General features: G+C 46.6%; 18 protein-coding genes and 4 tRNA genes. 13 read left to right on the top strand and 9 right to left on the bottom strand.

Going from position 1 to position 23,955, the window contains the following annotated elements; genetic code table 11:
* Positions 1-2,238, top strand: coding sequence for a S9 family peptidase (locus ACYVD4_RS15715; RefSeq protein WP_460947264.1), 2,238 nt, complete (start codon positions 1-3; stop codon positions 2,236-2,238).
* 269 nt (positions 2,239-2,507) lie between these two features.
* On the opposite strand, the gene ruvA is transcribed toward ACYVD4_RS15715, so the two are convergent.
* From ruvA to ACYVD4_RS15690, 5 genes are all read right to left on the bottom strand, one after another.
* Entirely contained in the window at positions 2,508-3,101 is a 594-nt protein-coding gene (gene ruvA / locus ACYVD4_RS15710; RefSeq protein ID WP_460947262.1) for a Holliday junction branch migration protein RuvA, read from the bottom strand.
* 109 nt (positions 3,102-3,210) lie between these two features.
* Positions 3,211-4,830, bottom strand: a complete 1,620-nt coding sequence (locus ACYVD4_RS15705) for a lytic transglycosylase domain-containing protein (protein ID WP_460947260.1) — start codon at positions 4,828-4,830, stop codon at positions 3,211-3,213.
* 119 nt (positions 4,831-4,949) lie between these two features.
* A complete protein-coding gene (gene gatA / locus ACYVD4_RS15700) occupies positions 4,950-6,377 on the bottom strand; it encodes an Asp-tRNA(Asn)/Glu-tRNA(Gln) amidotransferase subunit GatA (RefSeq protein ID WP_460947568.1) in 1,428 nt (475 codons plus the stop codon).
* Positions 6,378-6,495: 118 nt separating this feature from the next.
* Positions 6,496-6,699, bottom strand: a complete 204-nt coding sequence (locus ACYVD4_RS15695; RefSeq protein WP_460947258.1) for a Sec-independent protein translocase subunit TatA/TatB — start codon at positions 6,697-6,699, stop codon at positions 6,496-6,498.
* 128 nt (positions 6,700-6,827) lie between these two features.
* Complete coding sequence (locus tag ACYVD4_RS15690; RefSeq protein ID WP_460947256.1) at positions 6,828-7,283, bottom strand: YkvA family protein; 456 nt, start codon at positions 7,281-7,283, stop codon at positions 6,828-6,830.
* A gap of 193 nt (positions 7,284-7,476) precedes the next feature.
* On the opposite strand from ACYVD4_RS15690, the gene mdh reads away from it, so the two are divergent.
* Both mdh and ACYVD4_RS15680 read left to right on the top strand, forming a co-directional pair.
* Entirely contained in the window at positions 7,477-8,415 is a 939-nt protein-coding gene (gene mdh, locus ACYVD4_RS15685) for a malate dehydrogenase (RefSeq protein ID WP_460947254.1), read from the top strand.
* Between the two features lie 194 nt (positions 8,416-8,609).
* On the top strand, positions 8,610-9,269 hold the full coding sequence (locus ACYVD4_RS15680) for a hypothetical protein (protein ID WP_460947252.1): 660 nt from the start codon (positions 8,610-8,612) through the stop codon (positions 9,267-9,269).
* Positions 9,270-9,323: 54 nt separating this feature from the next.
* Here the strand turns inward: ACYVD4_RS15680 and ACYVD4_RS15675 are convergent, their stop codons facing one another.
* The 4 genes from ACYVD4_RS15675 to ACYVD4_RS15660 all read right to left on the bottom strand — a co-directional run bounded on the left by ACYVD4_RS15675 (position 9,324) and on the right by ACYVD4_RS15660 (position 17,364).
* A complete protein-coding gene (locus tag ACYVD4_RS15675) occupies positions 9,324-10,736 on the bottom strand; it encodes a hypothetical protein (RefSeq protein WP_460947250.1) in 1,413 nt (470 codons plus the stop codon).
* Positions 10,737-10,836: 100 nt separating this feature from the next.
* Positions 10,837-13,320 carry a zinc-dependent metalloprotease gene (locus tag ACYVD4_RS15670; protein WP_460947248.1) on the bottom strand — a complete coding sequence of 828 codons (2,484 nt, stop codon included), beginning with the start codon at positions 13,318-13,320 and terminating at the stop codon, positions 10,837-10,839.
* 37 nt (positions 13,321-13,357) lie between these two features.
* A complete protein-coding gene (locus ACYVD4_RS15665) occupies positions 13,358-16,651 on the bottom strand; it encodes a S41 family peptidase (protein ID WP_460947246.1) in 3,294 nt (1,097 codons plus the stop codon).
* Between the two features lie 203 nt (positions 16,652-16,854).
* Complete coding sequence (locus ACYVD4_RS15660; RefSeq protein WP_460947244.1) at positions 16,855-17,364, bottom strand: DUF4293 domain-containing protein; 510 nt, start codon at positions 17,362-17,364, stop codon at positions 16,855-16,857.
* A gap of 94 nt (positions 17,365-17,458) precedes the next feature.
* Here ACYVD4_RS15660 and mnmC2 point away from each other — a divergent pair, with 94 nt between their 5' ends.
* The 10 genes from mnmC2 to secE all read left to right on the top strand — a co-directional run bounded on the left by mnmC2 (position 17,459) and on the right by secE (position 23,936).
* Positions 17,459-18,136: a tRNA (5-methylaminomethyl-2-thiouridine)(34)-methyltransferase MnmC2 gene (gene mnmC2, locus ACYVD4_RS15655; RefSeq protein ID WP_460947242.1), complete on the top strand. Its 678-nt coding sequence runs from the start codon at positions 17,459-17,461 to the stop codon at positions 18,134-18,136.
* Between the two features lie 111 nt (positions 18,137-18,247).
* A complete protein-coding gene (locus ACYVD4_RS15650; RefSeq protein ID WP_460947240.1) occupies positions 18,248-18,841 on the top strand; it encodes a thioredoxin family protein in 594 nt (197 codons plus the stop codon).
* A 151-nt stretch (positions 18,842-18,992) separates the two neighbouring features.
* The gene (locus ACYVD4_RS15645) at positions 18,993-21,017 is read left to right on the top strand and encodes a M13 family metallopeptidase (protein ID WP_460947238.1); all 2,025 of its coding nucleotides are present in this window, start codon (positions 18,993-18,995) and stop codon (positions 21,015-21,017) included.
* Between the two features lie 74 nt (positions 21,018-21,091).
* Positions 21,092-21,640, top strand: coding sequence for a hypothetical protein (locus ACYVD4_RS15640; RefSeq protein ID WP_460947236.1), 549 nt, complete (start codon positions 21,092-21,094; stop codon positions 21,638-21,640).
* 116 nt (positions 21,641-21,756) lie between these two features.
* Positions 21,757-21,839: transfer RNA gene (locus ACYVD4_RS15635), tRNA-Tyr, on the top strand.
* A 103-nt stretch (positions 21,840-21,942) separates the two neighbouring features.
* A tRNA-Gly gene (locus ACYVD4_RS15630) sits at positions 21,943-22,015 on the top strand.
* A 90-nt stretch (positions 22,016-22,105) separates the two neighbouring features.
* A tRNA-Thr gene (locus ACYVD4_RS15625) sits at positions 22,106-22,177 on the top strand.
* Between the two features lie 156 nt (positions 22,178-22,333).
* Positions 22,334-23,521 (top strand): elongation factor Tu, encoded by a 1,188-nt coding sequence (gene tuf, locus ACYVD4_RS15620; RefSeq protein WP_460947235.1) that lies wholly within the window; start codon positions 22,334-22,336, stop codon positions 23,519-23,521.
* Between the two features lie 135 nt (positions 23,522-23,656).
* Positions 23,657-23,730: transfer RNA gene (locus tag ACYVD4_RS15615), tRNA-Trp, on the top strand.
* A gap of 14 nt (positions 23,731-23,744) precedes the next feature.
* Complete coding sequence (secE, locus tag ACYVD4_RS15610; RefSeq protein ID WP_460947233.1) at positions 23,745-23,936, top strand: preprotein translocase subunit SecE; 192 nt, start codon at positions 23,745-23,747, stop codon at positions 23,934-23,936.
* Positions 23,937-23,955 lie beyond the last annotated feature (19 nt).

The raw sequence follows: 23,955 nt of genomic DNA, 5'->3' as shown, positions 1-23,955 counted from the left end.
ATGTTAACTCGCTTTACAACCAGACGGTTATCAGCCCTTTTCGTCTTACTTAGTTGGATTTTAGGAACGCAAACTGCCGATGCTCAGTCTAAACAACGATATTCCAATTTACAGCAAGCCGTCTTTTCAGGCGGGCAACTGAACGGTTCACAAGGGCCACGCTCTGTAAACTGGATCGAAGGAGGAAGTAAATTCTCGTTTATCGACGGGCAGAATGTTATCAAAACCCTGTCGCCCAAAGACCAGAAAGAAGACGTAGTGTTCGATGGAAGTCAACTAAAATTCCCGAACACAGATAAACCCTTTGTTTACGGTTCGTTTCAGTGGTCAAAAGATTCGAAGAATATTCTGTTTCAAACCAATTTTCGCCCTGTTTATCGTCGATCGGGTGTGTCAGATTACTACGTGTATTCGGTTGCTGATAAAGCCTTGAAACTCGTAGCAAAAGACGCGCAAACTGCCGAACTATCGCCCGATGGACAGCGAATTGGCTACGAACGGGGCGGCAACATGTTTGTGTTTGATTTTGCGACGCAGAAAGAAACGCAGTTGACCGACGACGCTAAACCAGCTTTCTACAACGGTCGATTCGGTTGGGCTTATGAAGAAGAGTTTGGTTTAGCGCAGGCCTGGGACTGGTCGCCCGATAGCAAATTTATCGCGTTCTGGCAGTCCGACGAGCGGCAGGTGCCCATCTATAAAATGACGGATTACAAAGGTTTCGATGAGAAATACGACTCGTTGCCCTACCCGCGCGTTGGCGATAAAAACCCAACGGTACGTATCGGTGTCATTGAAATCGCGAATCAGAAAAAAGCTTGGATGAATGTAGAGCTTGGGGATGGTTATATTCCTCGTATCTACTGGACATCGTTAGAAGGTCAACTTGCACTGGTCCATCTGAATCGAAAACAGAATCACCTGCGCCTTTTTATGGCTAACGTACGCACGGGCGATGCCAAACAGATTATGGAAGAAAAATCAAATGCGTGGATTGACGTTTTCGACTTTTTTGCTGGCATCAATCACCTGCTTTATTTCCCAACGGGCACGCAGGAGTTTTTCTGGGTATCGGAGCGGGACGGTTATTCCCATTTATATCGTTACGATTATTCGGGCAAACTTCTGAATGCTGTTACCAGTGGCAAGTGGGAAGTAACGTTTGTGCATCACATTGACCCGAAAGCAAAGAAAGTTTACTTCACATCGACAGAAGCGTCGCCATTGGAACGGCAGTTATTTGTGGTTGATACCGATGGTAAAAATAAACGTCGACTCACTACGGTACCCGGTCGGCATACGGTCGATTTCTCGCCAAACGGCCAGTATTTTATCGACAAACATTCGAACGTATCGACACCCGCGCAGGTTGAGTTGCGCGACATAAAAGGCCAGCTTATCAAAGCCTTGGAAACGAATCAGAAAGTATCTGACTACGTAGCAAACCACGGTTACGCGCATAAAGAGCTTACGAGTTTCACTACGTCTGATGGCCAATCAATTGACGTATCGATTATTCGTCCGCTTGATTTCGACCCCAGTAAAAAACATCCTGTTGTAATGGATATTTATGGTGGTCCGGGCGCACAATCGGTTTATAATGAGTGGAATCCAAATGGCTGGCATCAGTGGCTTGCTCAGGCCGGATACGTAGTGGTGAGCGTAAACAATCGGGGCAGCGGTGGCTATGGGCGTGATTTTGAAAAAATCGTGTACGAGAAACTCGGAAAATATGAAAGTCAGGACTTTGTTGAAGCCGCAAACTGGTTAGCCAAACAACCTTGGGTGGATGCCAATCGGATGGCAATTCGCGGACATAGCTATGGCGGTTACATGAGCAGTTATACCATGTTGACGCATCCGGGTGTTTTTAAAGTTTCGCTCGTTGGCGCTCCCGTAACAGACTGGCGCCTTTACGATTCCATTTATACCGAGCGATATATGGGTCTTCTGCCCGAAAATGATGAGAAGTATAAAGCGAGCGCGGTATCGACCTATGCCAAAAATCTGGCAGGTAAAATGTTTATTGCTCATTCAACGATGGATGAGAACGTACACGTTCGGAATACGTTCCAGCTTATGAATGCGCTGGAAGATGCAGGCAAAGACGCAGACTTACGAATTTACCCGCCCGGAGCGCACGGCGTGGCCTATAGTACTGGCACGCATTTACTCCTGTTACAACAGTATACTACGTATCTGGAAGCATATCTGAAAACGACTCCTGAAGCGAACTGATTTTTATAAAATTAAAACGGGCTAATTGTTTTCATCAATTAGCCCGTTTAGCATAAAAAAAGCTATAATAGTCATTTGAGTAGAATTTTTGTCCGATTCGGTAGAGTCGATCGGCCAAATAAGTCCGAATTTCGCCTTCAGGTATTAAGTATGAAAACCCACCAATAACTTGGCTTTTTTTATTGTTAGTATCTTTTTGGACAAAACCCAAAAATCACTCTGTCGATTGATGGAGTGATTTTTTTTAGTTCCTGAAAAAGAATCGGTTGCTAAGTGGTACGTAGCGCTCGCCGAATTACTTCTTCTACAGTCAGATTTGGTTCTGCTTTGAGTGCATCGTCCACGCTTTTTTCGGCAGTAGCTTTGGGGAAACCTAAGGCAACCAACGCAGCCAGTGATTCTTCGCGAACAGGGTTTGACGCCTGTTGCCGATACGTTGGCCCGTCGGGAACAACACCGGCCTTTTTCATCTTATCCCGCAACTCAAGAATGATACGTTGCGCTGTTTTCGCACCGATTCCTTTTATAGCCTGAACTGCCCGAACATTTTCGCCCAGAATAGCCAGACGAAGGTCGCCGGGTTGCATGGCCGACAGCATACCCAATGCTGTGTTCGGCCCAACACCCGATACGCCAATCAGATCAAGAAAAAGCGCCTTTTCGTCGGCATTGGCAAAGCCGTAAAGTGCCTGATTGTCTTCGCGAAACAGATGATGAATAAATAATTTAATCCGGTCGCCACCACCGGGCAAAACCGAATACGTTTGAAGAGATATATGAACAGCATACCCAACGCCGTGGACGTCGATGATAGCGTTTGTAGGCTCTTTAAAGGAAAGAATTCCGTCTAAATAAGCGATCATGCCTTGTCAGGAAAAGCTTGTTTTTGAGATGGTTATACTGTATAAAGATACGAAAAACCCACGACTTTTCGTAGAGAAATCGTGGGTATCGATATAGCGTAGGAAGCTGTTAGCCAACAATTAATTTCTGGCCGGGACGTAATGAGTTGCTACGAATATGGTTCATTTTTTTGAGTCGTTCAATCGTCAGACCATCGTAACGTTGGGCGATGTTCCAAAGCGTATCGCCGTCCTGTACGCGATGATAACGAGGTTTGTAACGTTTGGTTTTTGCCGCAATAGCCGCTTTTTTATGCGCTTTCGCTGTGCCTTGATCGGCCAGTCGCTCAGAACGAGTTTCTGCCACTTCCTTCAGAATAACCAGCTTTTGCCCCCGTTGAATTCGCGTAGAACGAAGGTGATTCCAGCGTTTTAGGTCATAAAGCTCTACGTTAAACCGATCTGCGATTTCGCCGAGATTATCTCCTTTTCTGACTACGTACGTTTGCTTACGGGGTTTCCGCATCACAATCGTTTCAATGTCTTCTTCTGGTTCATCATTAGGCTCCACAACGGCAACTTGTTCTTTCTGAGCCGGTTTATCTTCCAGACTGATGTTGGCCAATGGATTCCGATTCAAGGTTCCCCACGATTTAGCTGAATCTGTACCGTAGCGAATATCTTCGGCCGATGCCAGCAGAATATGATCCATACGGCCTGGAATACGACTTGCTGAATCTAAAATAGCGCGACGATGGCTGGCGAAATAATCATATTGCTGACGCGGTACACGTAGCGGATAACGATTGGTGAAGTCGGGCAGAATTGTCGTGGTGATAGCCGGATTCATTTTCTGTAAATCGGCCAGCGCCATATTACTGTGTTTGGCGAAGGTTTCGAGGTTAAAATAACCGCTAACCTGAATCGTATCATGCGGGATGGGATATTCTGAATTTTCGGCAACAATACCATGATCGCCCGCGTGATTCATCAGATACGTAAAAGCCACAAACTGAGGGACGTATCCTCTGGTTTCTTTGGGTAGCGCATCATAGATGGTATAAAACGAATCACCACCCGACCGACGCATGGCGCGTTTGACTGCACCGGGGCCACAGTTGTAAGCGGCCATTGCCAATTCCCAGTCGCCAAAGATTTTGTATAAATCGCGGAGGTATTTGCAGGCAGCTTCAGTCGCTTTTACTGGGTCCATCCGTTCGTCTACGTATTCATCCTGAGATAGACGAAGATCGCGGCCCGTACCCGGCATAATCTGCCACAAACCACCGGCACCAGCTCTTGAAATAGCGCGAGGATTTAGCGCCGATTCAACAATTGAAAGGTATTTGAACTCGTCAGGTAAGCCATATTCGGCCAGCATGCGCTCATAAAGCGGAAAAAAGAGCGGCATTCGTTCCAGCATAGTACGGGTATAACTTGCCCGTCGGAACGTAAAGTAATCGACATAAGCCTGAACGGCCTTATGGTAATTCAGTGGAATCGTTTTTTGTAGCTTGGTCAGCCGGTCACGTAGTAAACTGTCGGGAACGGTTGGTACTATTGCTACGGTATCTTTTTTAAGAACAGTACTGTCTGCTTGAATCGTAGTATTGGAACGGTATGAACTACCCCCAACTGAACTGCCTCCTATCGGATCTCCCTGGCTCGGACTTGCGTGACCGGCTATCGATAATCCCACTCCCACACTCAATAAACCCAGTTTTAATAGGCTACGGTTCAGATAGTTCATAGGTGTTACGTTACGTTTGTTTCAGGATATTGATGATACACTAATCAAGCTGCCATTTTCTGCTTCACTTTCTAATGAAGAAGTAAAGCAGAAAATTTTTGTGACTAGTACACAGTAGTTTACATCATATTTCTTGCCAAAGCTACCAGACTCCCTTCAGCAAAGGGCGGAGCCATAATCTGGAACCCAATAGGTAATCCGTTTGGATCGGTTCCGTTCGGAATCGAAATAGCCGGATAGCCTATTACGTTGGCCTGTACCGTGAAAATATCGGCCAGGTACATCTGTAGTGGATCGTCGGTTTTTTCGCCTAAGCGAAAAGCCGGTGTGGGTGTGGTAGGCGATACCAGAAAATCGTACTGCTTAAAAAGCTGCTCCGTCTCCTGGCGAATCAACTGGCGAACCTGTTGAGCTTTAGTGTAATAAGCGTCGTAATAGCTGGCACTCAACGCAAACGTACCCAACAAAATCCGCCGACGTACTTCCGAACCGAAACCCTCCGTCCGACTTTTTTTGTACAACGTCAAAAGATCCATTGTTGATGTACCGTTCGCTCGACTTCTGTAGCCATAACGCACACCATCGAAACGTGACAAATTCGAGGATGCTTCGGCCGTTGTCAGAATGTAATAAGTAGGGAGCAGGTATTTCAGGAGCGATATGTCTACCGGTTCTACTACGTGGCCGGCCGCTTTTAACGTATCGAGCTTTTGCTGGGTTGCGTTACGTATCGATTCGTCAATCCCTTCACTTTCCACCCCATCGCGTAGGTAAGCAATACGTAGCGGACGGTCGGGTAGGGTAGCTGTGGTATACGTAGCAACGGGTTGTGTTGAAACCGTGCTATCGAAATCATCCGGGCCAGCCATTATTTCGAGCAGTAATGCAGCATCATCGGGCGTATTGGCAATAGGCCCGATGCAGTCGAACGAAGATGCGTAGGCAATGAGGCCCCAGCGACTGATACGTCCGTATGTGGGTTTAAGCCCAACGACCCCACAAAAAGCAGCTGGTTGACGTACTGAACCGCCTGTATCGGAACCGATGCTGGCTAAACAAAGCCCAGCCTGAACAGCCACCGCTGAGCCACCACTTGAGCCCCCCGGTACACGGTCTGGGTCGGCAGCATTACGAACGGGGCCAAATGCAGAATTCTCGTTGGAAGACCCCATCGCGAATTCATCGCAGTTCTGCCGACCAATGATAATGACATCTTCATCGAGCAGACGCTGAATGGCGGTTGCTGTGAATTGTGACGTGAAATTTTCGAGAATCTTGCTACCGGCATGAACCTCATGGCCAGTATAATTCAATACATCTTTGATACCAATAACCATACCGGCTAGTCGGCCAGCGGTGCCGGAGGTCAGTTTTTGGTCAACGATGTCGGCCTGTTGGCGGGCTTCGTCGGCGTATAGTTCGGTGAATACGTTTAGGTGCTGGTGTTCCTGAATGCGGTCGAGGTATTGCTCCACCAGTTGGCGGCAGGTAATAGCGCCAGTTTTGAGATCGGCCTGAACAGCAGAAAAGTTACGATAAAGGGTCACAAGCAAAAAGAGACTGTTTGTGGTCTGCTACGTAGCAAGAAACACAAACGAAAATAAATAGACAATCAGACGGTTCTAAGGTTGGAGCCGCCTGATTGTCTATTTATGGAAAAAAGATTTATTTCTCTGATTCTTTCAAACCATCTTCAATGTTTTCGCGGACGTCTTTCGTTGCGTCTTTGAATTCTCTGATGCCTTTACCAAGGCCCCGTGCGAGTTCGGGAATTTTTTTAGCACCGAACAACAGGAGCAATGCCAGGAAGATAAAAATCATTTCCTGACCGCCCAAACCCATAATTGCAAAAATACTTGCTAGAACCATGATTTCTGGAATTTGACTATATGCAAAATTAACAAAAACTTACCTGAATTACGAAATTAATTGTATGTAGCAATTTTTTAATCTGCTATCTAGCTAGACTTACGAAATTACTGGGGTGGCTGGATTGATTAGCTAATTTTTATTGTCTGAGTAGGCTTGGAGACTGATTCAGACAAGTTGCTGTCTTCCCACTGGCGAAAATTTTCGATATCATCCCGGATTCCGCTAAAGAGCCAGAGCATCAGGGCAATATCATCCGTTAAACCCACAATCGGCAGGAAATCGGGCAAAATATCAATCGGTGAAACAAAATAAATAAGTACCGCAATTACCCGAAGGAGCGTTTTCCAGGGAAGGGCGCGGTATTGTCCTGTTGCATAAGCCTTTAGCAATCTGGTTACTACACCTAATTGCTCACGGAAAGCCGAAATGTTAGCCCCCGACAAGCCACCACTTTTATCGACAGCTTCACGAATCAGCTCAAATAACCGCCGGGAATTACGAGCATAACCAGCAGCACCAGCGTTAGCGCGCTTGAAAAAAATAGAGGATAAAATCCGGGATATGAGACTCTTGTTTTTCATTGATTTCAATTGTCATGCTTGTCTGCATGTATCTTGTAAAGCAGATTGCTGTGAATGTCTAACAATTTTTTCTTCTAAATAGTCTATAAACGATGAACATCACTTTTAGTTTTAATACAATTGGTGTTGGTTTGTCTTAAACTGTGGCTGTACTTTTGCGGTCGCTTGTTAACCCTTTAATTCCGAATACCGTATGAAAGTTACTGTAGTAGGGGCCGGGGCCGTTGGGGCCACTTGTGCCGATAACATTGCCCGCCGTGAGCTTGCCCATGAAGTTGTTCTGCTTGATATTAAAGACGGCATCAGCGAAGGAAAATCGCTCGATATGCTTCAGGCGTCAACACTGCTCGATTGCGATGTTAAACTGACTGGCTCTACCAATGATTACGAAAAAACCGCTGGTTCTGACGTAGTTGTCATTACGTCTGGGTTGCCACGTAAGCCTGGTATGACGCGCGAAGACCTGATTGGTATTAATGCTGGCATTGTAAAGGGCGTAACAGAAAATATACTCAAATACTCGCCCGATACCATTTTTGTTATCATTTCGAACCCAATGGACACGATGACCTACCTCGCGTTGAAGTCGTCGGGTTTGCCAAAAAATCGGGTTATCGGTTTAGGTGGTGCACTGGATTCAGCGCGTTTTAAAACATACCTGTCGCTGGCGATGAACTGCTCGCCAAACGATTTGCAGGCTTCAGTTATTGGTGGTCACGGCGATACGACGATGATTCCGCTGACACGTCTGGCAACGAAAGCTGGTGTTCCGGTAGGTAATTTCCTGGACGACGAAACGCTGAAAAAAGTAGCGGCTGATACAATGGTAGGCGGTGCTACGTTGACAGGCCTGATTGGTACGTCGGCATGGTACGCACCGGGTGCTGCTGGCGCGTATATGGTTGAAAGCATCCTGCGCGATCAGAAGCGGGTTATCCCATCCTGCGTATTGCTCGAAGGAGAATATGGTCAGTCGGATATCTGTCTGGGCGTTCCGGTTGTATTAGGACGTAACGGTTGGGAAGAAATCATCGATTATAAACTGAACGACGAAGAGCAGGCGGCTTTCAATAAATCGGCTGATGCTGTACGCGGTATGAACGGCGTATTGAGTACGTTGAACGTGCTTTAAAAATAGTCGCTAAGGTTTCAGATTCAGTTGATACGAAATCTTAAGCTTTGGATTCATGCATTAAAACCGGCTGCACAAGTCGGTTTTTTTGTTTTTGCAGTTCATACGTTAATTATGACGATTCATGGATGATCTGATGGTTTGCTGTAGCGATGGCCTGTAACTATGCAGCATCTTTTTACCAGTAAACAACTATGAAATCTCTATTCACTACGTTACTCATGCTTGGGTCACTAACGGCCAGTTTCTCCCAAACGCGCGAGATTTATACCAATCCGAATTTTAATACGTTGGCCAAAGAACATAAATTGTTGGCTATCCTTCCATTTAAAACAACGCTCCAGCTTCGACCTAATGAAGTTCAGAAAAACGGCGGCCCGGCTGGTGTGGCAGCCCTCGAAAAACGGGAAGGGCAGGGTGTTCAGAGTGCCGTTCATTCGTATTTCCTGAAACGTAAAGAAAGTAACGATATTCTGGTCGATTTTCAGGACCCGGCCCGCACGAATGCCCTGCTCGAACGTAACGCCGTTACGTATGAAACGCTGGCAGGTTTTACACCGGAAGAATTGGCTAAAATCCTGAATGTAGATGGTATCGTCTCTGGTACGTTCGAAAGTTCCCAGCCCATGTCGAATGGCGCGGCTGTTGCCATGACGGTACTCGTTGGCTTTGGTGGCGCGACCAATACGGGCAAGACCACCATCAACATTAACGATGGCAAAACGGGGGATTTGCTCTGGAAATATGATAAATCGCTCTCACGCGGTTTTGGCAGCGATACGGGCAGTATTATCACAACCATCATGCGGAAAGCTTCTCGTCAGTTTCCGTATGACAGAAGCTTTAAAGATTAACGTGGCTTACCGTAACGCGATTTAACGTAACGCGGACATTCTGTTCGCGTTACGTTAAATAAAGACTTGATATTGCAGGGTGAACTGCCCGCGCCGACCTGTCGGAGCCAGTTGAGTTCCTGATGTCTGATAATACGGTCGATTCTGATAATCGAGGGTGAGTTTGCCGTTGTGGCCTTTGATCAGGTAATTGATACCGATGTTATAAACACCAAGGGTTTTGATGATACGTTGGTAGCTGGCAATTTGGGCATGTACGTATGGCATCAACGTACCGTTTCCCGGACCAAACAAATCACGGTTCATCAGGTATCCAAACTGCGTGTATACTACGCTGCCCGTGCCAAACATTGGAAACGCGTTGCCCTGCGTTCCGGCAGGATAACCCGATGCCAACCCACTAGCTGGATTCATGATACCATTGAAACGGAGATAATTTGAGCCGTAGTCGGTATGGAAATAGCCGAGATAAGCGTTTATGGCTGTCCCTTTCGTTTTGTTAAGCGGCATGTCGAGAAACGTAGCAACCGACCATAAATTCATGTTCTGATACGTAGTGTCGCCAGCCGTTGGCACACGTACCATTGCGTTTTTCTGGGTAATAAAACCGGCTTCCAGATTGACGATTTTCTTAGTGCCCAGATACGTTCCCGTGTTATATCCCGGTGTCTGATTGGCTTCTTTATCGAAGAATTGCCACATGAAAAAGCCCTGATATTGCTTCTGATGCCCTTTCAACGCATAAATAGCATTCGGGCCATAGGTCGGAAGTGCCGAGCCGCTGGTTTGAATCGGAAAGGGATCGCTGAGGGCTACCCGATAGTCGAGACGCCCGATTTGACCGCGTGCGTACAGGCTGAGTTTGCGCGAAAATTCGTCAGTCTGGTCAACGGTGGCTTGGGCAAATACCGGCACATCCAGACTCATAATCGAGCTGACGCTGGGCGCTGAAAACCGCGACAAGCCGTTCACAATCGTTAGTCCCGCTCCAATTTTCAGGTAATCTTTATTTTTCCAGACATGGTATTCGCCGAGGGCATCATGAAAGAATGCCTGAATTTTACGATTTGATGATCCATTGGGGCTGAATCCGCCATTCAGGTAATTGAAATTGTTCAGGCCAAACTGCATGTATAAAAAAACGTGATCGCTGATCTGACCAAATAACTGCATGCGTGTTCGGCGAAGACCAATATCGAACGTACTGGCTTTGGGTTCGCTGATAACCGTTGTGCCCGGATTGCTCTCGTTGAAGCGGAGCCACGTTTGATTCAGGAACGTAACCTTGAAGAAGTGTGAACCGGATTCGTTGAGATTGTATTTCAGTTCATTTTTCTCCGCAGTCGGTTTAGAAACCGCCGACGTAGCAGTAACTGGTGTGCGAGTCGAGTCAGAAGGGGAGACGGGCTGTTGTGCCAATGCAAAACTTGTGCTTAGACAGGCAATCGAAACAAAGAATTGTTTCATAAGATGTTGCGATAACAAAAAAACGTGCAGCCAAAGTTAGGTTGCACGTTCTCTAAATTAAAAACTGGTTAATAAACTTTTCCGGCTAACCTCAAAATTCTCAAGGCCATTCGCAAGCTGGAGCCAGCCATTCCTGACCGGTGTCGATAGGCATGCCATCGGGTGGGGCTTGTGCATTCGTCGGGCGAACTTCGGCCAGATTATCTCCCGCCCGGCGAATTTGATCGAGCGCAAACAGGTTATGCGCTGCTACGTTCGGTTTATTTGCCGACGCAGTTAGTTTTGTTTTTAGCTGGTTGATTTTCAATAAAGCCATCGCGCGCCCCTGCGACGTAACATCCTGATTGCCGGATAAATCGATTAATTTTTGCAGGAATAATTTATCCGTTAGCCGTTTTACTTCAGCCTGATAACTGTCGGCTGGTTCCGCTTTATACCACGTAGCAGCCAGTAACTGATCGAGCATCGCTTCAAGGCTAAGTTGTGTCGGATCAAGAGCTGATTGGCCTACCAGACGGCTGATACGTTCGGGATTCAATAGCATTTGCAGTGTCATACCGGCAGCCGCTTCGGGAGCAGCCATCGGGTCGAATGATAAGCCGGTACGTCGTTTGAACACTTCTCTCGGATTGGGATCGTAGCGGAACGGATGCGGTGGAATCAGGGCCTGTATGGATTTTGGAACGGCTAAAAATGCAGGGTCAATGGTGGCGATTAACGCAGCCAAAGCGCGTTTTTGCTCCTGCACCGGTACCACCGACGTAACAGGCTGACCATCGCCACGTAGCGCATTTGTATAGGTTTGTCCACCTATCACTTTCGCAGCCGCTTCAACCTGATACCGGTGAAACATATACATCGGAACCAGCACTTCTTCAAGCGTCGCCATTGGCGTTCCGACCGGAATTTTCTTGGCCGTAAAATTGGCCAGCGCGATCTTCCGTACCTCCGAAACTCGTTTTAATTCGTCGATAGCGTTCATGCCATTGTCCCACAGGTGAGTTGCGGGGTGAACCGAACCTTCGGGGCGGGCATCTTTGTCGGTCAGGAACGTAAGCCCCGACTTGTGCATATCGTTCACAATCTTGTCGAGTGACTGTTTTTCGTCGGTGCCGTTCGGGAATTGTTCGTAGCCATAGCGGATGCTCCATTTATCATACGTACCGATTGCTTTCGTGTAGGCATCAGAAATGTCGATACTGGCACCTTTTACTTTGGCAACCATTGTTGGATAATCCATAACTGAAGCGCGACCAAATTCACCACCGCCCTGCGTGCTGGCTATGTAATTGTGGGGAAGACCGAGCGTATGACCAACTTCATGAGCCGCCAATTGCCGAAGCCGATCAAGCGACATTTCCATCATCGGGTCGGGTGAAGGAGACGTAGTACCAGAAAAATCGCCGACTAATCCCTGCGCAATCAGATAATCCTGACGAACACGTAGCGAACCCAGTGTTACTTTGCCTTTGATGATTTCGCCTGTACGCGGGTCAATAACGCTAGCTCCATAGCTCCAGCCACGGGTAGAACGGTGCACCCATTGAACAAGGTTATACCGAATATCCATTGGATCTGCGTCGGGTGGTAGCAACTTCACTTGAAAGGCATCTTTAAAACCAGCCGCTTCAAAAGCCTGATTCCACCACGCCGTTCCTTCCATCAATGCCGACCGAATTGGCTCTGGCGTACCGGGGTCGAGGTAATAAACGATTGGTTTAACTGCTTCGCTGACAGCCGCCAAAGGATCTTTTTTCTCCAGCCGATGCCGCGAAATATACCGCTTCATAATAGGCTGGCTCACCGGCGTAGCGTAATCGAAATATTCGATACCGCCATACCCGATACGTGGGTCGAAGGCGCGCGGTTTGTAGTTGTTGTCGGGTAACTGAACGAACGAATAATGCTGATGAACAGTCACGGCAGAAGGTGTAGGGACAACCTCACGCAGATAAGCGCCCGGATTATCGCCGGTCAACGTAATGATGGTTTCAAACTCAGTATTCTGCGGAAACGCTTTGGTTCGGGGCAAATACATCGCACTGCGCGAGGCATCGAATTTAAACGCTCCCTGTTTGGTGCGGGAAATGGCCTGAGCCGCGCCAACCATATCCTGCATCAGAAAAGCAGTCAAATCGACGAGCGCTTTGCCGTTTTCTTCCGCAACAATGTCGAAACCAGCATGAACCGACTTGGCGAACGATTCCTCAACGGCTCTACGTTCGAGTGGGTCGTTACTAATAGCCCGGTATGAATAGTTAGGCTCAATCAGAAGTACTTTCGGGCCGCTACGTTGGAATTTAACGATATGCTCCTGTCCCAAACGACCACGATCAAGGCCAATATCGTTGGAGCCAACTCCCTGTGCGAGGGTTGGGTAAAATAGAAACTCGGTATCAAACTTGTCGATTTCGAGCCAGATTTTCCCCTTTTTGGCGTCCCAGTAATAGGTCATGAACCCTTGATTACGTTCCATGCCATTGGTGAACGTAGCAATGGTTGCGGAACCGCTGGTGGGTGCCTGCGCGTTGAGCTGGCAAAGTGAGGTAATTGAGAGAAAGAGGAGTAAGAATTGCTTTTTCATTGTCTATCAGGTTGTTCTTTATAAATCACGGCTGTATTTATTTCCCACTACTAAGTTTATTCGCTTTTGTGTCGTCCAACTGTTTCGTAAGCTCTTTTACCGCTACGTCCAATTGCGTATTCTGGTCTGTATAGCTTTCGCCGATTGGTCTTGTCACCGGTACGTCGACCGGACGAGGAGCCAGTTCCATGTTTTTGCCCGAATTGTCGGTGATTTTAGAGAAGGGGAGACGTATCGAAGAACCGTCGATCAGTTGTGCCGCTGAGGTGAAAATGATCCAGCCAGCAGTTGGCTCACCGACTACTTTGCCGAGTTTAAGTGCCCGATAACCTTCTGTGAAATCTTCTGCATCGGAGAGTGATTGCTGATTCGTAACCAGAATCGTTGGTTTTTCCAGTGCTCGCTGGCCCAGTTGTGTGCGGGCGGGAGCAGAGGGTAATCCTCGAGAGGTCATAGTCATGTAGCCTTTTCGGGCAAACACATCAATCGCATACGCATTCACAAAACCGCCATTGTTATTGCGAACATCCACAACTACGCCTTCCCGAGCATGGTTGTCGGCATCCAGATCGATGTACAATTGATTCAGCGATTCGGCCGACATATCGAACATGTGAACGTACCCCAATCGTCCTCCGCTCGCTTTAGATACGTAGTCGCGTTGCTGCTGAACCCACTGCTTATAGAGTAAGCCTTTTTCCGTGGATAGACTGACTGGCAATACGTTTACATCGTGAGACGTAGCAGTTGGAGCAGATGCTATTGCCAACGTAACGCGGTGGTTGATCTTATTACTCAACAGTTCGTCTATATTGGTTGTGGCATCAATCGTTTTTCCATCAATAGCAAGCAAATAATCACCCACATTAACGGAGCCAGCAATCGCCGTCGGTCCGAGCGTAACGACTTCTGTTACCTGCAATTTGCCGGTAGTTTCATACGTAATACGGTCGAAGCGTAAGCCCAAGCGGCCCGTTGTAATATCGACTGATCCCTGCGGACCCGCAACACCAGAATGGGATGCGTTTAATTCGCCCACCATCAGGCTCAGTAGTCGACGTAGTTCGTCGGGTGTACGGGCTCCGGCTGCCATCGGTTCATAATTTTTGCGGACGGCCTGCCAGTCTACACCGTGAAACTCCGGGTCGTAGAAGCTTTTGTTCTGAAAATCCCACGCTTGCCGGAAGACTTGAATTTTTTCAGTTGAGAAGTCGACATCCAGTTCGGCTGATACGTTCAAGGGCTTAGGCTCGCGTCGTTCCAAGGAGATGGATTGAATACGTCCCTGATCGAGGTAAAAAACGTCTTTGCCATCGGCCGTAAATTGGGCATTACTTTTCTGACCGGGCGTAGTGGTGAGCTGTCGGGCAATGCTACGTTCGCTGGTCGATTCGTCGAGTGAGTAAGTGTACAGGTTTTGCCGACCCGCTACGCTGGCTACCAATAAGAGCGTTTTCCCATCCTTACTAATTGACTGAGCATCTACTTCCATGCCGATAGGCAACAGGCTGAGCCGTTGCCGAATTCCGTCAAAAACGATTTGAGGTGTTTCTTTTGTCGCGGCCTTTACCTTAGCCGCAGATGCTGTATCGCGGGCGGCAGTTTTTTCGGACGTAGCGGGAGCAACGGGTGTGGTAGCCGGACGCATGGTTCTCGGAACTTCTTCGTTGAATAGATCGCGAAACTGGTCTTCCTTAAACTTCGGCAGCTTTGGAACCAGATCAACACGCGCTATCTGCGCCATTTCAGTACGTTGATTGGTGCCAAACAGAATGTATTTTCCATCGGGACTCCAGTTGACATTGCCGCCAAACGTATTGGCCAGAAAACTAATGGGTTTACTTTCACCACCAGCCGCTGGAACAACCCAAACATTTCGAAACGTTTTCGCTCCATAAGCCGCAAAAGCCAGCCATTTACCATCTGGCGACCATGCCACCGTTCCCTGACCAGAAAATACTCCTCGTCCTAAATACCCTTTATACAGTATTCGATCTTTCTTGCTGCTTAATTCCAGTACGTGTAATTCCTGCCCATTTCGTAGAAAAGCCACTTCTTTCCCATCGGGAGAAACAAGGGGTGCTCCATCGTCCTGCTGCGCATCGGTCAGTTGGGTTTCGGTCTGCGTCGAAAAGTCGTACTGATAGAGATTGGCAGAGCCGCTACGTGTACTTATGTACAATAGTGTGCGGCTGTTGGGTGTCCAGACAAGTTGCGATTCCAGTGCAGGACTGTTGCTCACCCGGGTAGCATCGCCACCATCTTTTGCTGAGGCCGCAAAGACTTCTCCGTGTGCTGTGAAGGCTACTTTTTTGCCATCGGGCGAAACGACCAAATCCCGGAACTGTGATGATAATTTCAGGTGATCGACCGATGGACCTGCGGCAGCTCCGCGTAATCGAATAGAAACAGGTGCGGTTTGTTTACCTGCTACGTCGTATTTCCAGATTTGAAAATCCCGCTCAAAAACGATTGTCTTTCCGTTGTGACTGATCGATGGCCAAAGAACGCGCCCATCTTTAAACGTAGTGAGCATCGTGGGTTCTCCTTTCAATGATTTTGCCCACAGATTTTGACTGCCACTACGATCCGACATGTAATAAATTGTCTGTCCGTCGGGACTCCATAAAGGCCATAGCTCTTTGGCTCCTCCCGTAGTAATCGGTGTATAAACTGGCTTATCGCCCTTTTTTGTACCGATCTTGCAACTCCAGATTTCGGATTGGTCGAGGTGGCTACTGCCTTTTCGCCACCATTGCGCTGCGGCAATACCCCTTGCTGAAAACGCCAACGTAGTACCATCGGGCGACGGTGTGCCGAAAAATTCGCTAGCATACCGGTCGGCGGTAACGGCCATGGGCGTTCCTCCCGCTACGGCCACCCGATAGATATCGTTCATGCCAGCAATGTCGCGGCTGGTCGATTGAAAATATACCATTTTACTATCATTCGCCCAAGCTGTAATGCTCTCGTTTCCATCGTCGTAGGTCAGACGACGTAGCGTTCCTGTTTCTAACGTCAGTAAATAGATGTCGCCATTTCCCGAACGGGTTGATGCAAATGCAAGGTATTTGCCATCGGGCGAGTAGAGCGGACGTGTTTCGTTATCGGCATGAGCGACCAAAAGGCGGGCTTCGCCACCAACAGCCGATACGGTCCAGATATCTCCGCCAGAAACAAAAGCAATCTCAGAACCATCGGGCGATAGCGCTGGCTCGGCGAATGCAAATTTTGGGGTTGGTATGTTCGATTGTGCCTGAGTGATTTGCGAAAGGCCAATACCAAGAAGTATGACGTGAACAAAGAATGTTACGTGCTGAAACGGTTTCATAAAGGGTTGATGACGTAGTATATAGCGAGTCTAGACCGATAATATTAGTAAAGATTTTTCACCAAAGAAAACACCTACCAATCAGAATCAGATAAATCGTTGATTCTGGTCGGTAGGTGTTTCAAAAAACTAAAAATAGACTCTTGCTGGGTAATTATGTCAGGTCACTTTCTAGTGCAGACAACAGCGAAAAAAGGAAACGGTTACCGCAGGCGTTTGGAATCCTGTACGAGTTTTTCGTCGCGACGAATGAATCGGTTGGCTAACGCGTTACAGACAAGAGCAACAATAATGGCGTAAAATCCGGTCAGAAATGTTCCCTGATCCTCTGGGTTGCCATACCCTTTGCCCGAATATAGTGTCCGGTACAGAACAATTCCCATTATGGCGGTAAGCATTAGCGCATTTACAGCACATAAAGCTGTTTGTGTCAGGCGGTTACGATACTGAAAAAGCGCATAAAGCGACGTCAGCCCAACTAGGGCAATCAGTAGTGCCAGATACCATACGGAATCTACCTGAGTTGATGGGGCAGTTTGTGCAGGTAGGCCGGGCTGTTGGACAACAGGTTGTTGCTGGCTGTATTGCAGAGCCGTTAAATGGGCCATCCCCGGCAATGTTGTTCCGGCTTTTTCCCAGATTGGAAACGACAGCGCAACACCCATTGCAATAACAATAAAGAACAAAAAGATTGATTGAACGCGTTGAATCATCGATATAACTGAATAATGTAAAGTGGATAGGGGAGAATGTTCACGTTGCCTAGCCATTAATTTTAGACAAAAGTAGGCCAAAAATTAATAGTATATGACAGCAGATGTTGAGCTTGTAGTAACTGGCGATGGTTCGCATACGGCCGTCAATCAGGCACTGGATAAAACGTATCACTCAATTCACGGAGCACTTCAGGAATCGCAGCGAGTATTTATCGAATTAGGGTTGCATGCGGCTTTTGATGCGTTCCCGTCTGATGACCTATATATTTTCGAAATGGGTTTTGGAACAGGTTTGAATGCGTTGCTTACTGCAAATGAAGCTGTCTTACGGAAACGTAAACTATATTATACGGCAGTTGAAGCGTATCCGATGAACGTAGCAGATGCTCGTCAACTTAATTTCGATACGTTGTTAGGAACCGATTACCTCAGTAGCCTGCATGAATCACCCTGGCAAAAGCCCATCGAGATCAATCCATATTTTACGCTTACCAAATTTGAGGCCAGACTGGAAGAGTTTACTCCTGAAAATCAATACCATTTGATTTATTTTGATGCCTTTGCGCCCACGGCTCAGCCTGAACTTTGGGAACCCGCTATTTTTTCGAAAATGGCGCAATTCTTGCTAAAAAATGGTATATTGACTACCTATTGTTCAAAGAGCTACGTTCAGCGCAACATGCGCGCGGCTGGATTAACGGTTGAAAAACATCCTGGTCCTCCACACAAACGTGACATTATTCGGGCGATACGTAGCATGGCCGATTAACGTAGCATAATTGGCTTCTGTTGATTTGGGTTTAATAGAGATTATTTTATTACGCCGTTTTGCCAATTTTATCACCGTAACAGGCGTTATTTTTAAAAACAACATTCCCCTATGAACCGTCTGCTTCTTTTTTTTGTCGCTTTCGTTCTGATCACAGCGAGTGCCTTTCGTACTACGTTGCCAGGTGAACAATCTTCGGTTAAGCCTACTGATGAACGCAAACATATTAAATGGCTGACCATTCAGGAAGCGTATGCGCTGACTCAAAAGAAACCCAAAAAGTTTGTAGTTGATGTGTATACCGATTGGTGCGGCTGGTGTAAGGTAATGGACCGGGAAACGTTCTCGAAGCCAGCTATTGTCGATTACGTTAACGAAAATTTTTATCCTGTTCGCTTCAATGCTGAGCAGACCGGCGATATAACGCTGGGCAAGCAGACGTTCAAATATATCAGTGGTGGAAGTCGGGGGGTGCATGAACTGGCGGCAGCGTTATTGCGCAATCAAATGAGCTACCCAACAACAGTATTCTTGGATGAAAAATTTAACCTGATTCAGCCGATTGCCGGTTATCTGGAGCCACGGACTTTCCATCAGGTGATTACGTATTTTGCCGAGAATTATCACCAGAAAGAGCCTTTTGATCAATATAAAGCAGGTACATATAATAAAGAATTTAAGGCTAATCTGACAGCCAGCAAATAATTCGTTCGTAGGAACGTAGTAGCGACCGCTACGTGGAAATCTGTGATCGGAAGTAACTCAGTCAGTTATTTCTAATCGCAGATTTTCACGTAGCGGTCGACTGTTTTTACGTATTTTTGCTCTATTTCTCTCTTTAAATTGTCGTAACGGCATGAATAAACAAGCCACTTTTATTTTACTCACTCTTCTGACGTTTGCGTTCGTTGCCGCTCTGGCACCCCGAAAATTCATAGATCCCGAAAACATGGATTTGTCTGTGAAGCCGGGAGATAATTTCTATCAATATGCCAATGGGAACTGGCTACGCAAAAACGAAATTCCAGCTTCTAAAACATCTTGGGGTAGCTTTAATGAGCTGCGCGAAAAAAGTCTGGATGCGATGAAAGCATTGCTCGAAGAATCATCGAAAACAACGACCAAAGGACGTTTATATCAGATGGTTGGCGATTATTACGCCAGTGGTATGGATAGCCTGACGATTGAAAAACGCGGTTTTGAACCGATTAAAGCTGATTTGGCCCGAATCGAAAAAGTAAATACGAAAGCGCTTTTTCTAGAAGAACTCGCCTATCAACGGACACAGGGCAACGGAATGTTATTTGGGTTCGGGATTGTGCAGGATCGTAAGAACGTAGCGAAATACCTGCCTCAGTTTAATCAGGGTGGTACTACGTTGCCCGACCGAGATTATTATCTAAAAAACGATGCACGTAGCACAAAAATCCGGGATGCTTATCGCGAACACCTGACCAAAATACTGGGGCTTATTGGCGAAGAACCGACCCAGACTTCGCAGGAAGCGGATATGATTTTACGGGTAGAAACAGCGCTGGCCAAAGCCCAGATGGCCCGTGTTGAGATGCGTGATCCGTATAAAACCTACAATAAGTTAACGGCCACTCAATTTAATCAGCAAACACCAGGAATTAACTGGACTGAGCAGTTGGCGAAATATGGAGTTAAAGGACAGGATACAGTATTGGTACAGAGTCCGGCTTTTTTTCGCTCACTAGATAGTTTGATTACGGCTACACCAATTGAAGAATGGCGTACGTATATGCGCTGGAATATTCTTAAAAATGCAGCTCCTTACTTAAGTGATGCGTTTGTTAAACAAAATTTTGCGTTCGCTAAAATTCTGACGGGCCAGAAAGAGCAAACGCCACGCTGGCAACGTATCAGCTCACAAATCGACGGTTCTATGGGCGATTTGCTGGGTCAGCTCTATGTGCAGAAATACTTCAAGCCCGAAGCGAAACAACGCATGATGGTACTGGTCGATAATCTGGAAGCATCGTTCAAAGAGCACATTAATAATCTTGACTGGATGAGTGAAGATACCAAAAAGCGGGCCCTTACGAAATTGGTATCATTCAAACGCAAAATCGGTTATCCTGATAAATGGAAAGCCTATGAAGGCGTAACCATAGACCGACATGGTTTCTACGAAAATGTGAAATCAACAGCTAAGTGGTCATACAACCACATGATTAATCGCCTAGGAAAACCTGTCGACCGTACTGAATGGGGTATGACTCCGCCAACGGTTAACGCGTATTACAACCCGGTTAACAATGAGATTGCCTTCCCGGCTGCAATTCTACAATTTCCATTCTTCGATCCGGAGGCTGACGATGCTATCAATTATGGCGGTATCGGAGCTGTTATTGGCCACGAAATGACCCATGGATTCGATGATTCTGGTCGCCAATATGATGCCGATGGTACGTTACGTGATTGGTGGACAAAATCCGATGCCGATAATTTCAAGAAACGTGCCGATCAGGTGAAGGAGCAGTTTTTTGGTTTTAAAGTGTTGGATTCCATAAAAGTAAATGGGCAGCTTACGCTCGGCGAAAATCTGGCCGATCTGGGTGGTTTGGCTATTGCCTATGATGCGTTCAAGAAAACAGCGCAGGGCAAACAGACAGGAAAGAAAAGTATGATTGATGGTTTCGCACCCGATCAACGGTTCTTTTTGTCATGGGCGCAAGTGTGGCGTATTAACGTATTACCGGAAACACAGGCGCAGTTAATTATGGTTGACCCTCATGCACCAGGAGTTTATCGTTGCAATGGGCCACTGTCGAATATTAATGCATGGTATCAGGCTTTCAATGTGCAGCCCGGCAATAAGATGTATAAGCGTCCTGAAGATCGAATTAAAGTTTGGTAATAGTAAAAGAAGTAAGGTTCCGTGTTTCTGGTTAGATAATGAATATTGAAACACGGAACCTTACTTTCTAGATTATGCTATATCTACGTTTTTTTATCGCGCTATTTGTCATTAGTTCGAGCTTGTCCTGCCAGAATAAGTCTAAACAGGAATCCTCTACTACGTCGACAACGGTAAAAGCACCAGAAGATAGTGCTTCCTTGCTGGCCAAACGTCCGGTTGAAGGTGCTCCGCGTTCGGCGGCCGATCGTCTGGTACGTGCTCTTTACTTCGAGCATAACAAAAAAGAAAATCCATTACGTGAAACAAAAGATCGTAGTCTGATCGAGCAGTTTTTTACAAAATCTACCTCTGATATTATTTGGGCCGATGCGCAAAAAAAGGACGGGAAGGTTAATCGCTCAAAAATAAATTTGCTTTTCAACGCCCCTGATTCTTCTATAAAAAAGATGTGGGTTGAGCCTGCTGCCATAGGTGGAACCCGCGCAATTGTTTATGTAACGTTTGAGGAAAACGGTAAGCCAGAGGAAGTTAAAGTAGATATGCAGCAAGTGGCCGGACGTTGGCGGATCAACGAAATGTACTATTCTAAAGGCATGCAACTGACGCAATTATTGAGGTAAAAGCAGATGAGCTTAAATAATTTTTAAGCCATGTGTTGACAACACCATAAAAACATGTAATTTTGCAACTCCAAACCGGAAACGGAGAGGGTAAAGGTTCTTTAACATAGTTTTTTGGGGAGTTTCCAGAGTGGCCAAATGGATCAGACTGTAAATCTGCTGGCGTACGCCTTCGGAGGTTCGAATCCTCCACTCCCCACAAAAGAAGTTATAAAGTTATAGTGTCATAAAGTTGTAGAGTTTGCTTGCGTAGCACGAAATTTTACAACCTTATCACCATACAACTGTATAACTTCTTTTTTGCGGAAGTAGCTCAATTGGTAGAGCGATAGCCTTCCAAGCTATAGGTTGCGGGTTCGAGACCCGTCTTCCGCTCAAGTGCTGAGTTATAAAGTTGTATAGTTATAGAGTTGGTGAATAGGCTTTGCAACTGTATAACCCTACAACTTTATAACTTTAAGAGTTGCCGTTATAGCTCAGCGGTAGAGCACTTCCTTGGTAAGGAAGAGGTCCGGGGTTCAAGTCCCCGTAACGGCTCAAGACTTCGAAAGAAGTCTTTTTTGATAGAGCCGCCCGTGCGGTTTTAAGCCCAAATGGCGTCAGACCTTAAACGGGATGGTTTCGCTGGGTTTAAATAGAGTTCAGCGAATTCATTCAATAACAAACAACAGTTCACAATAGCGTTTTAAAAACATGGCAAAAGAGAATTTTGACCGCTCGAAACCGCACGTAAACATCGGTACGATTGGTCACGTTGACCACGGTAAAACGACGCTGACGGCTGCCATTACGAAAGTGCTGGCCGAAAAGGGTCTGGCCGCGATTCGGGACTTCTCCTCGATTGACAACGCCCCTGAAGAAAAAGAACGGGGTATTACCATTAATACATCGCACGTTGAATATGCAACGGCGAACCGTCACTATGCTCACGTTGACTGCCCAGGTCACGCCGACTATGTAAAAAACATGGTAACGGGTGCTGCGCAGATGGACGGTGCTATCCTAGTGGTAGCGGCTACAGACGGACCAATGCCACAAACTCGTGAGCACATCCTGCTTGCTCGTCAGGTAGGTGTACCCCAGCTCGTTGTGTTCATGAACAAAGTGGACATGGTTGACGATCCTGAGTTGCTTGAGCTTGTTGAGATGGAAATCCGTGAGCTATTAAGCTTCTACAATTTCGACGGTGACAACATCCCAGTTATTCAAGGTTCGGCTCTTGGTGGCCTGAACGGCGATGCTAAATGGGTTGCTACCATCGAAGATCTGATGCAGAATGTAGATGATTTCATCCCACTGCCTCCTCGTCAAACGGATCTTCCGTTCCTGATGCCTGTAGAGGACGTATTCTCGATCACAGGTCGTGGTACAGTTGCTACAGGTCGTATCGAACGGGGTGTAATCAACTCGGGTGAGCCAGTTGAAATCCTGGGTATGGGTGCTGAAAACCTGAAATCAGTTGTTACAGGTGTTGAAATGTTCCGGAAAATTCTGGACCGTGGCGAAGCTGGTGATAACGTAGGTCTTCTGCTCCGTGGTATTGAAAAAACCGATATCCGTCGTGGTATGGTTATTTGTAAGCCAGGATCAGTTAAGCCTCACGCGAAGTTTAAAGCTGAGGTTTACGTACTGTCGAAAGAAGAAGGTGGTCGTCACACTCCATTCTTCAACAAGTACCGTCCGCAGTTTTACTTCCGTACCACGGATGTAACGGGTGAAATTACACTGCCTGCAAACGTTGAGATGGTAATGCCAGGTGATAACATCACAATCGATGTAACACTGATCAACAAAATCGCTATGGAAAAAGGTCTTCGTTTCGCTATTCGCGAAGGTGGCCGTACCGTAGGAGCTGGTCAGGTAACTGAGATTCTTGACTAATACAGTGCGAATAAAAACAAGTGCATTTCTTTATAGGAATGCACTTGTTTTTTAAGATTATTTCGTACTTTTGCAGTCCAATTCAGAAACAGTTGCTAAGATATACTTACTAACTGACGATTACGATTAAAATACACGGGTGTAGTTCAAGGGTAGAATAGCGGTCTCCAAAACCGTTGATGGGAGTTCGAATCTCTCCACCCGTGCCATCTCTTTTTATCAAATGGACAAGTTTATCTCGTTTCTGAAGGCCTCTTGGGAGGAAGTTCAGCATAACGTGACTTGGCCTAAATTCAGCGATCTTCAATCTAGTTCAACACTAGTACTGGTAGCTTCGCTGATTTTTGCGCTACTGGTCGGGTTAATTGATTTAGTTTTCGAGAACGGACTGAATACGTTCTATCAGTCATTCTAAATAGAATTACGAGTTACGA

The sequence above is a fragment of the Spirosoma daeguense genome (assembly GCF_054776875.1).
Note: the sequence above shows the minus strand (reverse complement) of the source record. Positions and strands in the feature narration are given on the sequence as shown.